This is a genomic window from Geobacillus jurassicus NBRC 107829, assembly GCF_001544315.1.
In the GTDB taxonomy this organism is placed as follows: domain Bacteria; phylum Bacillota; class Bacilli; order Bacillales; family Anoxybacillaceae; genus Geobacillus; species Geobacillus jurassicus.
This window is the reverse complement of record NZ_BCQG01000026.1, coordinates 37,364-49,458: the sequence shown is the minus strand read 5'-3', so window position 1 is coordinate 49,458 and position 12,095 is coordinate 37,364. Positions and strand designations below refer to the sequence as shown.

Sequence of the window (12,095 nt, the reverse complement as noted above, 5' to 3'; positions counted from 1 at the left end):
TTTGGGGTGCGCAAGCGGCAATTCCGCTATGTCCTGTACGCCATTTTGCTTCACGCCGCGATGGATGTTATTCCTGCCTTGTATCAGGTGAAAGTCGTCACGAATGTTTGGGTGGTGGAAGCGGTGCTATTGATTTGGGCGGTCGCCGCTGTTTTATTCATTGGCCGCATGAAACCGGCATTCGAAAGGGGAGGAGAGAAACGATGATTCGTGTAAAACGGCTTGACCATGTGCAAATTTGCATTCCATTTGGCGCCGAAGACGAAGCGCGCGCTTTTTACACCGGTGTGCTTGGTTTTCAAGAAATCGAAAAGCCGGAATCGTTGAAAGGAAACGGCGGACTTTGGTACAAAGTCGGGGATATCGAGCTTCACATCGGGACCGAAAAACGCGGCGGCTATAACAGCAAAAGCCACCCGGCGTTTGAAGTGGAAGATGTGGAAGCGGCGCGCCGTTATTTGGAAGAGCGCGGCGTCGCGACGCAAGACGAAAAACCGATCCCGGGGGTAAAGCGGTTTTCGTTTCGCGATCCGTTTCACAACCGGATCGAGTTGTTGGAAAAAATCGAATAAACCGGTGTTCTAGATGAAGGGGTTGGCCGCTCTTTCGCCGCATCATTCGGGGCATGCTAGAGGCGAAAGGAGAGATCGCGATGAAAATGAAACCGAACAACAAGCGCGACGGGCAGCCCGCCCGCGCGGTCGACGCCAAAGCAGCAGGCCGTGCGTCGACGTCGATGAGGGAACAAGCGGTGCAAGACGCCTACAGACAGCGGGAAGAGCTGACGGCTGACTAAGGGAAAAAGCGGGAGAAAGGGCGGTTCCTTTCTCTCGCTTGTTTCGTTACGAATGCTCTTCTAAGCTTGCGACCGACACGCTTTGCTTTTGGTTCGGGTTGTCAAGCGGGTGGATCGTCGCCACGCCTTTTTGCTGGTCGACATGTTCGATGTAAATGCGCTGGCCATTGTACGTGACGTTCGCCATCACTGGCGACGACGCAATTTCTTGCGCTCGACGGACATCCATTTCCAACACCTCTTTTTTGTCGATAACACGTATAGTATGACATGTCTGCGATTGGACTATGCATGCGGTCGAGGGTGGAAATGAAATGTTGGTCGCACTTACGATGGTTTCGCCGCTTGTTCTTTTTGCCGCTGTTTCATGGCGCGGACGAGCTCTTCGTCGGGGGTGACGTAGAGTGTTTGCTCGTTTTCGTAAATGACAAACCCCGGTTTGGCGCCGCTTGGTTTTTTCACGTAGCGGATGCGCGTGTAGTCGACAGGCACGGATCCGGAGTGGCGGGCTTGGCTGAAGTAGGCGGCGAGATTGGCCGCTTCCAAGAGCGTCTCGTCAGACGGTTGCTTGCTCCGGATGACGACGTGCGAGCCGGGAATGTTTTTCACATGCAGCCAAACATCGTCCTTATGGGCCAGCTTTGTCGTGAGATAATCGTTTTGTTTGTTGTTTTTGCCGACCAATATTTCCGTGCCGTCGCTTGCGACGTAGCGGTCCAGCTCGGGCGCGGCGGTTTTTCGCTTTTTCGCCCCTTTTGCCGCGCGCGGGCGCAAGTAGCCTTGTTCGATGAGCTCGTCGCGTATTTCCTCGACGTCTTTCGGCGAGGCGGTTTCGAGCTGGCTTAAAATCGTGTCGCAATAGGCGATGTCTTCTTTCGTCCGCTCGATTTGTTCTTGAACGACAGCGAGCGAGTTTTTTGCTTTTTGGTATTTTTGAAAGTACTGCTGCGCGTTCTCGGCCGGCGATTTTTGCGGGTCGAGCGGAATGGTGACCGTCCCGCCGTTTTCGTCATAGTAGTTTACGACCTCGATTTCCGTCATGCCGCGCTTGACGGCGTACAAATGGGCGGTGAGCAGTTCGCCGTACAGCCGGTAAGTGTCGGCTTGTTTCGCTTCTTCAAGCGTCTGTTCGAGTTTGGCGAGCTTTTTCTCGTTTTTCGCTTTTTCGTTCGCCATGAGCCGCTCGATGTCATGGGCTTGCTGCTTGACGCGGTCGCGCTCGGCCTTGCCGAAATAAAAGCGGTCCAATAGCTCGCTCGCGCTCGCAAATGGCTGGCCTTCTATTTTTAAGTGCTCAAGCGGCAAAACGTAAAACCATTCTTTTTCCCCGTTCGTGTACATCATCGGGGCAAAGCGGCGGTGGCGCACGTCATCGATGAGCGAAAGAAAGCTTTTCGGCAGCGTCGCCCGGTTGGCGATGCCAGCGCGGAACACCGCTTCATTGGCGAATAGCGGTGAAATGCCGCTGAAGGCGGAAACGAGCTGATGGGCGAGCTTGCCGGCGTGAAAGTCGATTTTTTTCAGCACCGTTTCTTCCGTCGCGTCAAGCGGATTCAGCTTGCCGTGCGTCGGTGGTGCGACGTACGGATGCCCGGGGAGCACCGTCCGGTAGCGGTTGACCGATGGCGGCAAATGCTTCAGGCTGTCGATGATCGTGTTGGCGGCCGCATCGACTAAGATGATGTTGCTATGGCGGCCCATCACTTCAATGATGAGTTGCTTCGTCTGCACGTCGCCGAGTTCGTCGCGCCCTTTCACGTCCATGACGATGATGCGGTCAAAATCGACTTGGCGGACCGATTCGATGATGCTTCCTTCCAACTGTTTGCGCAGCCGCATGCAAAACATCGGCGGCTCAGGCGGGTTGTCGTACGTTTCGTTTGTCAAATGGACGCGCGCGTACGTCGGATGCGCCGACAGCATCACTTTATGGTTATGGCCGCGGGCGCGCACGACCATGACGATCTCATACGCCGACGGCTGGTGGATTTTCGTGATCCGCCCGCTCGCAAGCGCCTCTTTGAGTTCACCGACAATGGCGTACGTAAACACTCCGTCAAAGGACATGGGAAAACACCTTTCTATTTTGGTTGTCTGCTATTCCGATATTACCATACGATCCGCTGTTGTGAACATGTTGGCGGCTTATGGTGCGAAAAAAAGAAGAGGGGGGAGCAAAAACCGCATTCGCTCCCATACAGGGGATGGGAGTGCGGTTGGGTGATACGAGACCGCGATTTTGGAGAGCGGGGGCATAGACTGCGAAACGTTGCTGTATGAGTGTCATTTTTTCGGACAGGGGTGAATAAGCATAAAAAAGCAGAAACAGTGCGCCGAAAAGACGGAGAGACGGAGGGGAGACAGATGCAATGGCATACGCTCGCGGCAAGCGATGTCGCGCACGAGACGAAGACGAATGTCAAGACCGGGCTTACTGCGGCGGAGGCGGAAAAACGGCTGCGGCAGTTCGGGTGCAACGAGCTGGCGGAAGGGAAGACGGAGTCGGCCATCGTCGTCTTTTTCCGCCAGTTTCAAGATTTTATGGTGCTTGTGCTGCTTTTGGCGACGGTGATTTCCGCGTTTTTAGGCGAGTATGTTGATGCGGTGGCGATTGTCGTCATCGTGATCATGAACGCCATCCTGGGGTTTATCCAGGAGCGGCGGGCGGAAAAGTCGCTTGCCGCTTTAAAACGGTTGTCCGCTCCGCAAGCGGTTGTGTTGCGTGACGGCGGGTGGGTGAAAGTCCCAGCGCGCGAGCTTGTTGTCGGTGATGTGGTGAGGCTGTCAAGCGGCGATCGGGTCGGGGCCGACGTCCGCTTGATTGAGGCGGCCGGCCTGGAAATCGAGGAGTCGGCGCTGACGGGCGAATCGGTGCCGGTGGCCAAATCCGCTGCCCCGCTTCATACGGAACAGGTGTCGTTGGGCGATTTGCACAATATGGCGTTTATGGGGACGCTCGTGACAAGAGGAAGCGGGGTTGGCATCGTCATCGCCACCGGGATGAAGACCGCGATGGGACAAATCGCGACGATGCTCGAAGAGGCAGATGCGGGGACAACCCCGTTGCAGCGCCGACTCGAGCAGCTTGGGAAAATTTTGCTTGTCGTCGCATTGGCGCTGACGGCGGCGGTGGTGGCAGTCGGGGTCGTTCAAGGGCACGACTTGTATGAAATGTTTTTGGCTGGCGTATCGCTCGCTGTCGCGGCCATTCCGGAAGGGCTGCCGGCCATCGTAACGGTTGTATTGGCGCTTGGCGTGCAGCGGATGATCAAACGAAATGCCATCGTCCGCAAACTTCCGGCGGTGGAAACGCTCGGCTGCGCTTCGGTCATTTGTTCCGACAAAACGGGGACGATGACGGAAAACATGATGACCGTCACGCAAGTATGGGCGGGCGGGCGGACATTTACGGTAAGCGGCGTCGGGTTGGGAACGGACGGGGAGTTTTCCGAACGCGGCCGGACGGTTGATCCGAACCGCGTTCCCGAGCTCGCCCGCCTATTGACGATGGGGGTGCTTTGCAATCGTTCGGAGTTGAAAGAAGAAAGCGGGCGGCGCTATATCGACGGCGATCCGACCGAAGGGGCGCTGCTTGTCGCGGCAGCCAAAGCTGGAATGGGAAAAGGAATGCTTTTGCGTGAGTACACGATCGAACGGGAGTTTCCGTTTGATTCGGAGCGGAAAATGATGACGGTCATCGTCCGCGGTCGAGATGGACGGCGGTTTGTCGTGACGAAAGGGGCGCCGGATGTGCTGCTTGAGCGGGCGGACCGCCTTGAATGGAACGGCCGCGAGCAGGTGTTGACGCCTGCGTGGAAAGATGCGATCGAGAAGGCGATTCGCCAGATGGCGTCTTCCGCCTTGCGCACGATTGCCGTCGCGTATCGGCCGCTTGCGGAAACAGAACGGATCGAGTCGGAGAAGGATGCGGAGACAAAGCTTCGGTTCCTCGGCGTCGCTGGCATGATCGATCCGCCGCGCCCAGAGGTGAAACAGGCGGTGGCGCGATGCAAAGAAGCGGGCATGAAAACGGTGATGATCACCGGCGATCACGTGTTGACCGCGACGGCGATCGCGAAACAGCTTGGCGTGCTGCCGCCTGGCGGCAAAGTGATGGACGGGGCGACGTTGTCGAAGCTGTCGGTCGATGAATTGGAACGCGCCGTCGATGAGATTTACGTGTTTGCCCGCGTTGCTCCCGAGCATAAGCTGAAAATCGTCAACGCCTTCAAGCGGCGCGGCCATATTGTCGCCATGACCGGCGACGGGGTGAACGATGCGCCGGCATTAAAAGCGGCTGATATCGGCGTCGCCATGGGCCGGTCGGGGACGGAGGTGGCGAAAGAGGCGGCGTCGATCGTTTTGTTGGATGACAACTTTGCGACGATTGAGGCGGCGATTGAAGAAGGACGTAACATTTACGAAAACATTCGCAAGTTTATCCGCTACTTGCTGGCCTCGAACGTCGGGGAAATTCTCGTCATGTTGTTTGCGATGCTGCTTGCCTTGCCGCTGCCGCTTGTGCCGATTCAAATTTTATGGGTCAATCTTGTCACCGACGGTTTGCCGGCGATGGCGCTCGGGCTTGACCGGCCGGAAGAAAATGTGATGAAGCGGCCGCCGCGGCGCCCTGATGAAGGGGTGTTCGCGCGCGGGCTCGGCTGGAAAATCATCAGCCGCGGCGTTTTGATCGGTGTGGTTACGCTCGCCGCGTTTCTGACCGCCTATGAACGGAGCGGCGAGGATCTCGTTTACGCCCAGACGGCGGCGTTTGCGACGTTGGTGTTGGCACAATTGATCCATGTGTTTGATTGCCGCTGCGACCGTTCGATTTTTGACCGCCATCCGTTCGGGAACATGTACCTTGTCGCGGCGGTGGCCGTGTCGCTTGTATTGCTTTTGGTCGTCATCTACTATCCGCCGCTTGCCTCGGTGTTCCATACGAAGCCGCTCGCGGCGGTCGATTGGCTGCTCATCACGGGGTTGTCCGCCTTGCCGACATTTTTGTTTGCCGGCTCGCTTTTTTCGAGAAAATAGGATATGGTATAATCAAAAGGTGATAGAGAAGCGCTCTATGACCTTTTCTTTTTTGATCAGAAGACAGCAACGGATGTGATGATATGGTTTACAGCATGACCGGCTTCGGCGCAAGTGTGAAAAAAACGGACCGCCTGATGGCAGCGGTGGAAATGAAATCGGTCAACCACCGGTTTTGCGAAATTTCCATTCGCCTCCCTAGACAATGGCTCGTGTTTGAGGATAAAATAAAAAAAGCAGTTTCATCGTACGTGCGGCGCGGAAAAGTGGAAGTGTTCGTCACGATCGCCGGCGAAGGGCTTGTGAAGCGGAACGTACATATTGATTGGGATTTGCTCGGCCAGTATTGGGCCGGAGTGCAGGAAGCCGCAAAGCGATTTGCCGTTGACGGCGGCATGACGGCGGCCGATTTGCTTCGGCTTGACGGGGCGGTTGAGGTCGTGGAAGAGGAAGGCGCGAACGAGGAGGTCGAGCCGTTGCTTTTGGCTGCGGTTGAGGAAGCGGCCAAAGCGCTTGCGGCCATGCGCCGGCGCGAAGGGGAGGCGCTTGCTGCGGATTTGCGCGCCCGTCTTCATGAGGTCGAAGCTGGGGTGGAAGCCATTGAACAGCGGGCGCCGCTCGTCGTCGAGCAATACCGTGAGCGGCTTGAACGCCGCCTGCGCGAATGGGCGCCCGCTCCGGTCGATGAGGCGCGCCTGCTCACCGAAGTGGCAGTATTTGCTGAAAAGGCGGACATTCACGAGGAATTGAAACGCATCCGCAGCCATTTGGCGCAAATGGCAGACGCCTTAGAAATGGACGAACCGATCGGAAGGAAGCTCGACTTTTTGGTGCAAGAGTTGAACCGGGAAGTCAACACGATCGGCGCCAAGGCAAACGACAGCTTGATTGCCGCGCAAGTCGTCGAGATGAAAAGCGTGCTTGAGAAAATGCGCGAGCAAGTGCAAAACGTGGAATAACCGTTTAAAACGACTTGTTGGCGGCAACAATATCGGATATGGCAGGTGGGCGTGTCATGATGATGAAATTTATCAATATCGGGTATGGAAACATGGTGTCAGCCGCCCGCATCATTACGATTGTCAGCCCTGATTCGGCGCCGATCAAACGAATCATTCAAGATGCGCGCGAAAGCGGCAAGCTCGTTGACGCGACGCACGGTCGGAGGACGCGCGCCGTCATCATCATGGACAGCGATCACGTCATTTTGTCGTCCGTGCAGCCGGAAACGGTGGCGAACCGCTTATATGGAAGCGACGATTTCTCCGAGGAAGGGTAGGGTTTTGGGCGTTGAAGAACGAACGTGGGTTGTTGATCGTCATGTCGGGTCCGTCCGGCGTTGGCAAAGGAACGGTGCGCAAGGCGCTGTTTTCGCAGCCGGACATCAATCTTCATTATTCGGTGTCGGTCACGACGCGTCCGCCGCGCGAAGGCGAAGTGGAAGGCGTCGACTATTTCTTCCGGACGCGCGAGCAGTTTGAACAAATGATCCGCGAAAACAAGCTGCTCGAGTGGGCGGAATACGTCGGCAACTATTATGGGACGCCGGTTGACTATGTGGAGAAGACGCTTGCCGAAGGGAAAGATGTGTTTTTAGAGATCGAAGTGCAAGGAGCGATGAAAGTGCGGCGGGCGTTTCCGGAAGCGCTCTTTATCTTCCTTGCTCCGCCGAGCCTCACGGAGCTTGAAAAGCGAATCATCGGGCGCGGCACCGAGTCGAAAGAGCTGATTGAAAACCGGCTGCGGGCGGCGAAAGAGGAGCTTGAAATGATGGACGAGTACGACTATGTCGTGGAAAATGATGAAGTGGAGCTCGCCTGCGAGCGGATCAAGGCGATCGTCACGGCTGAGCATTGCCGGCGTGAACGCGTCGCCGAGCGATATAAACGGATGTTGGGGGTGGAATGACGATGCTGTATCCTTCCATCGATTTGCTGATGCAAAAAGTCGATTCGAAATACAAGCTCGTCACGGTGGTGGCCAAACGGGCGCGCGAGCTTCAGGACGGTGCGGAGCTGATGGTGAAAAAGCCGGTGTCGAAAAAATTTGTCGGCCAGGCGCTCGAGGAAATTGCCGGTGACAAGGTCGAATTAGTGGAAGAGGAAAAATAACAACCTAGCTTTAGGTTGTTATTTTTTTCAATGTCGGGGGTGGCCAACATGATCAAGGGGAAACATATTTTGCTTTGTGTGACCGGCGGGGTGGCGGCGTACAAGGCGGCGGCGCTCACGAGCCAGCTCACCCAGCGCGGCGCGGAAGTGAAAGTGATCATGACGGAAGGGGCGTGCCAGTTCATTACACCGCTCACGTTTCAAGCATTGTCGCGCCAGGAAGTGTATGTCGATACGTTTGCCGAGAACAACCCTGCCGTCATCGCCCATATCGATTTGGCGGACTGGGCCGATCTCGTGCTGGTCGCACCGGCGACGGCCAATACGATTGCGAAGCTGGCCGCCGGCATCGCCGACAACATGGTGACAACGACGATTTTGGCGACGAAAGCGCCCGTCTGGATCGCCCCGGCGATGAACGTCCATATGTACGAGCATCCGGCCGTTCGGGCGAACATTGAAACGCTGCACCGGTTCGGCTATCGGTTCATCGAACCATCGGAAGGCTACTTGGCGTGCGGCTACATCGGCAAAGGGCGGCTGGAGGAGCCGGAGAAAATCATCGCCCATATCGAGCGCTTTTTTGCAGGCGATCCGCCGCTGTTTCGCGGGAAGCGTGTGCTTGTCACCGCTGGGCCGACGCGGGAGCGGCTCGATCCAGTCCGCTATTTTTCCAACTATTCGAGCGGAAAAATGGGCTACGCCATCGCCGAAGCGGCGGCCCGCTTCGGCGCTTCGGTGACGCTCGTCTCCGGACCGACGGCGCTCCCATCGCCCGATGGCGTCGAGACGGTGGCGGTTGAATCGGCGGAAGAAATGTATGAAGCGGTTTTGTCTCGGTTTGCGGAAACGGACATCGTGATCAAGGCGGCGGCGGTCGCCGATTATCGGCCGAAATATGTCGCGGCTTCCAAAATTAAAAAGCAGCCGGGCGGTTATGTCGTTGAGATGGAGCGGACGGTCGATATTTTGAAGGCGCTTGGCGAGCGGAAAACGGGGCAGATTTTGGTTGGATTTGCCGCTGAGACGGACAACCTTGAGCAGTATGCGTTAAAAAAACTTGAAGAAAAGCGGCTCGATATGGTCGTCGCCAACAATGTCACCGAAGAAGGGGCAGGGTTTGCCGGCGATACGAACATCGTCACCATCTTCCGCCGCGACGGCGTCGTCCGGCCGCTGCCGCTCATGACGAAACGCGAGGCGGCCGAGGAAATTTTAAAAGAAATTCACGCGTACATCGAGGCGATTCGATGAAAGTCGCATCCGTGATTGTCGATGTCCCGTCCCGGCAGACGGACCGCCCGTTCGATTATGCGATCCCGGAGCGCTGGCAAGGCGTCATCCAGCCGGGCATGCGGGTGACGGTGCCGTTTGGGGCGCGGCGCTTGCAAGGGTTTGTCGTCGAGGTGAAAGACCATTCCGACATCAAACAACTGAAACCGATTGAGCATGTGCTTGATGTCGTGCCGGTGTTAAACGAAGAGCTGCTGGATCTTGGCCGCTATTTAACAGAAACGACGCTCTGTTTCGCCATCTCGGCGTACCAGGCGATGCTGCCGGCGGCGATGCGGGCGAAATATGAAAAAACGCTCCGCTTGGCGGATGAAGAGAAGAGAGGGAGGTTGCCGGATGAGGTAAAGCCGCTGTTTGCCGGGCGGACGGAAGCCCCTTGGAAAGAGGTGGAGGAGTCCGGTTTATGGCGGGCGGCGCAAAAAGCGGTGCAACAGGGCGTGCTCGAGGCGGTCTACAAGGTGAAAGAAAAAGCGGGCAAGAAAACGGTGAAGCACGCCGCTCTTGCCATTCCATCGGAACAAGCGAAACAGGAGCTCGGGTCGCTGCCGGCAAGGCAAAAAGAGGTGCTTTCCTTTTTGCTTGAAAAAGGGGAAGCGGCGCCGGTTGCCGAACTGCAGACGGCGCTTAGCGTCTCCTCAGCGCCGCTGAAAGCGCTCGTCGACAAAGGATTTGTGGTGCTGAACGATGTCGAGGTGTACCGCGACCCGTACGAGCATCGCACCTTTCAGCCGAGCGAGCCGCCGGCGCTCACCCAAGCGCAAAAGGCGGCGTTGACGAAGATCGCCGCTTCGGTGCGCGCCGGGGAGCATCGCACGTTTTTGCTGTATGGCGTCACCGGCAGCGGGAAGACGGAAGTGTATATGCAGGCGATCGATGAAGTGCTGCACCAAGGAAAGGAAGCGATCGTTCTTGTTCCGGAAATTTCGCTGACGCCGCAAATGGTCGAGCGCTTCAAAAGCCGGTTCGGCTCGAAAGTAGCGGTGCTTCACAGCGGGCTGTCGGTCGGCGAAAAATATGACGAATGGCGGAAAATTCACCGGAAAGAAGTACAGCTTGTCGTCGGGGCGCGATCGGCAGTGTTTGCCCCGTTTGAAAACTTGGGAATGATCATCATCGATGAGGAGCATGAGACGAGCTATAAGCAAGAAGAAATGCCGCGCTACCACGCGCGCGATGTCGCCATTTACCGCGCTCGCCGCCACAGCTGCCCGGTCGTGCTTGGCAGCGCCACCCCCTCGCTTGAGACGTTCGCCCGCGCCGCCAAAGGGGTGTACGAGTTGCTCGAGCTGCCGGAGCGCATCAGCGACCGCGGCCTGCCGGACGTTCATGTCGTCGATATGCGCGAGGAGCTGCGAAGCGGCAACCGTTCGATGTTTTCGCGCCGATTGCTTGACGAATTGCGCCGCCGGCTTGAGCGCGGCGAGCAGGCAGTGTTGCTGTTGAATCGACGCGGTTATTCGACGTTTGTCATGTGCCGCAGCTGCGGCTATGTCATCCGCTGTCCGCACTGCGACATTTCGCTGACGTACCATCGCGCCGGCGAGCGGATGAAATGCCATTATTGCGGGCATGAAGAGCCGCTTGTCCCCCGCTGTCCGTCGTGCGGAAGCGAACATATCCGCTTTTTCGGGACCGGCACGCAAAAAGTGGAAGAAGAACTGACGAGGTTGCTGCCGAAAGCGCGGGTCATCCGCATGGATGTCGATACGACCGGCCGCAAAGGGGCGCATGAAGAGCTGCTTTCCCGTTTTGCCGCCAAGGAAGCCGATATTTTGCTCGGCACGCAAATGATCGCCAAAGGGCTTGATTTTCCGAACGTCACGCTTGTTGGTGTGCTGGCGGCCGACACGATGCTTCATTTGCCCGATTTCCGCGCCGCGGAAAAAACGTTTCAGCTGTTGACGCAAGTGAGCGGGCGCGCCGGACGGCATGAGCTGCCCGGCGAAGTGATCATTCAGACGTATACGCCTGACCACTACAGCATTGAATTGGCCGCCCGCCACGACTACCGCGCCTTTTACCAGCGGGAGATGGAGCTGCGCAAAGCGCACGGCTATCCGCCGTACTATTATTTGACGCTCATTACCGCCGCCCACGAAGAGGCGCCAACCGCAGCCAAAGCGGCAGAAAAGATCGCCGCCTATTTGCGCAAGCAGTTGTCAAAGGAAGCGGTCGTCCTCGGCCCGGTCGCCTCGCCGATCGCCCGCCTTCATGATAGATATCGCTACCAATGCATGATAAAATACAAACGGGAGCCGAATTTGACCGCGGCGCTCAAAGCGGTCATCGACCGCTACCAAGCCGATGCCGCCCATGGCGGAGTGATGGTCACCATTGATACAAACCCATATATGATGATGTGAACTTGGAGGAATGACATTGTCTGTTTTGCCGATTGTCACGTATCCTGATCCGATTTTGGAGCGGCCGTGCGCGCCGGTGACGGCGTTTGACCGTCGGCTTGGGCGGCTGCTTGACGATATGTATGAAACGATGCTTGCCGCTGACGGGGTGGGCCTAGCCGCCCCGCAAATCGGCGTCGCCGAACAGATCGCTGTCATCGATGTCGGTGATGAACACGGTCGGATCGAGCTGATCAACCCGGTCGTGATCGAGGCGCGCGGTGAACAAGTGGATGTGGAAGGCTGTTTGAGCTTTCCCGGTTTGTTTGGCGAAGTGCCGCGCGCGAAATTTGTGAAAGTGCGGGCGCAAAACCGGCGCGGCCGCCCGTTTGTGCTTTCCGCGACCGGTTTTTTGGCGCGCGCCCTGCAGCATGAAATTGACCATTTGCGCGGCGTTTTGTTTACTTCGAAAGTGGTTCGATATTGCGATCTTGAAGAACTGGAAGGATAGATGCG

Annotated in this window: 13 protein-coding genes; 11 read left to right on the top strand and 2 right to left on the bottom strand. The window is 57.0% G+C overall.

Annotated elements, in window-relative coordinates; translation table 11 throughout:
• The 3 genes from GJ1_RS09200 to GJ1_RS18650 form a co-directional block, all read left to right on the top strand.
• Nucleotides 1-207 (top strand): YhfC family glutamic-type intramembrane protease (locus GJ1_RS09200; protein WP_157068366.1); only part of this gene is annotated, 207 nt, incomplete at its 5' end.
• A complete protein-coding gene (locus GJ1_RS09195; RefSeq protein ID WP_066231437.1) occupies nt 204-572 on the top strand; it encodes a VOC family protein in 369 nt (122 codons plus the stop codon). The genes GJ1_RS09200 and GJ1_RS09195, both read left to right, overlap by 4 nt.
• Nucleotides 573-652: 80 nt before the next feature.
• The gene (locus GJ1_RS18650; RefSeq protein WP_167346102.1) at nt 653-796 is read left to right on the top strand and encodes a hypothetical protein; all 144 of its coding nucleotides are present in this window, start codon (nt 653-655) and stop codon (nt 794-796) included.
• A gap of 46 nt (nt 797-842) precedes the next feature.
• On the opposite strand, the gene GJ1_RS09190 is transcribed toward GJ1_RS18650, so the two are convergent.
• Nucleotides 843-1,025, bottom strand: coding sequence for a small acid-soluble spore protein H (locus tag GJ1_RS09190; RefSeq protein ID WP_066231435.1), 183 nt, complete (start codon nt 1,023-1,025; stop codon nt 843-845).
• A 98-nt stretch (nt 1,026-1,123) separates the two neighbouring features.
• Entirely contained in the window at nt 1,124-2,863 is a 1,740-nt protein-coding gene (locus GJ1_RS09185; RefSeq protein ID WP_066231432.1) for an Rqc2 family fibronectin-binding protein, read from the bottom strand.
• 297 nt (nt 2,864-3,160) lie between these two features.
• Here GJ1_RS09185 and GJ1_RS09180 point away from each other — a divergent pair, with 297 nt between their 5' ends.
• The 8 genes from GJ1_RS09180 (at nt 3,161) to def (ending at nt 12,090) form a co-directional block, all read left to right on the top strand.
• Nucleotides 3,161-5,833 (top strand): cation-translocating P-type ATPase, encoded by a 2,673-nt coding sequence (locus tag GJ1_RS09180; RefSeq protein WP_066231429.1) that lies wholly within the window; start codon nt 3,161-3,163, stop codon nt 5,831-5,833.
• Between the two features lie 83 nt (nt 5,834-5,916).
• Nucleotides 5,917-6,792, top strand: a complete 876-nt coding sequence (locus tag GJ1_RS09175) for a YicC/YloC family endoribonuclease (RefSeq protein ID WP_066231425.1) — start codon at nt 5,917-5,919, stop codon at nt 6,790-6,792.
• Nucleotides 6,793-6,848: 56 nt separating this feature from the next.
• The gene (remA, locus tag GJ1_RS09170; protein WP_011230666.1) at nt 6,849-7,112 is read left to right on the top strand and encodes an extracellular matrix/biofilm regulator RemA; all 264 of its coding nucleotides are present in this window, start codon (nt 6,849-6,851) and stop codon (nt 7,110-7,112) included.
• 11 nt (nt 7,113-7,123) lie between these two features.
• Nucleotides 7,124-7,741: a guanylate kinase gene (gene gmk / locus GJ1_RS09165; protein WP_083509982.1), complete on the top strand. Its 618-nt coding sequence runs from the start codon at nt 7,124-7,126 to the stop codon at nt 7,739-7,741.
• Between the two features lie 2 nt (nt 7,742-7,743).
• Nucleotides 7,744-7,944, top strand: coding sequence for a DNA-directed RNA polymerase subunit omega (rpoZ, locus tag GJ1_RS09160; protein WP_011230668.1), 201 nt, complete (start codon nt 7,744-7,746; stop codon nt 7,942-7,944).
• 48 nt (nt 7,945-7,992) lie between these two features.
• Complete coding sequence (gene coaBC / locus GJ1_RS09155) at nt 7,993-9,198, top strand: bifunctional phosphopantothenoylcysteine decarboxylase/phosphopantothenate--cysteine ligase CoaBC (protein WP_066231445.1); 1,206 nt, start codon at nt 7,993-7,995, stop codon at nt 9,196-9,198.
• Nucleotides 9,195-11,600 carry a primosomal protein N' gene (gene priA, locus GJ1_RS09150; RefSeq protein ID WP_066231420.1) on the top strand — a complete coding sequence of 802 codons (2,406 nt, stop codon included), beginning with the start codon at nt 9,195-9,197 and terminating at the stop codon, nt 11,598-11,600. The genes coaBC and priA overlap by 4 nt, the downstream gene beginning before the upstream one ends.
• A gap of 16 nt (nt 11,601-11,616) precedes the next feature.
• Complete coding sequence (gene def / locus GJ1_RS09145) at nt 11,617-12,090, top strand: peptide deformylase (RefSeq protein ID WP_066231417.1); 474 nt, start codon at nt 11,617-11,619, stop codon at nt 12,088-12,090.
• Nucleotides 12,091-12,095 lie beyond the last annotated feature (5 nt).

Excerpts from the sequence above, each read along its gene's own strand:
- GJ1_RS09195 (WP_066231437.1), top strand. The coding sequence starts at position 204 with ATGATTCGTGTAAAACGGCTTGACCATGTGCAAATTTGCATTCCATTT.
- GJ1_RS18650 (WP_167346102.1), top strand. The coding sequence starts at position 653 with ATGAAAATGAAACCGAACAACAAGCGCGACGGGCAGCCCGCCCGCGCG.
- GJ1_RS09190 (WP_066231435.1), bottom strand. The coding sequence starts at position 1,025 with ATGGATGTCCGTCGAGCGCAAGAAATTGCGTCGTCGCCAGTGATGGCG.
- GJ1_RS09185 (WP_066231432.1), bottom strand. The coding sequence starts at position 2,863 with ATGTCCTTTGACGGAGTGTTTACGTACGCCATTGTCGGTGAACTCAAA.
- GJ1_RS09180 (WP_066231429.1), top strand. The coding sequence starts at position 3,161 with ATGCAATGGCATACGCTCGCGGCAAGCGATGTCGCGCACGAGACGAAG.
- GJ1_RS09175 (WP_066231425.1), top strand. The coding sequence starts at position 5,917 with ATGGTTTACAGCATGACCGGCTTCGGCGCAAGTGTGAAAAAAACGGAC.
- remA (WP_011230666.1), top strand. The coding sequence starts at position 6,849 with ATGATGATGAAATTTATCAATATCGGGTATGGAAACATGGTGTCAGCC.
- rpoZ (WP_011230668.1), top strand. The coding sequence starts at position 7,744 with ATGCTGTATCCTTCCATCGATTTGCTGATGCAAAAAGTCGATTCGAAA.
- coaBC (WP_066231445.1), top strand. The coding sequence starts at position 7,993 with ATGATCAAGGGGAAACATATTTTGCTTTGTGTGACCGGCGGGGTGGCG.
- priA (WP_066231420.1), top strand. The coding sequence starts at position 9,195 with ATGAAAGTCGCATCCGTGATTGTCGATGTCCCGTCCCGGCAGACGGAC.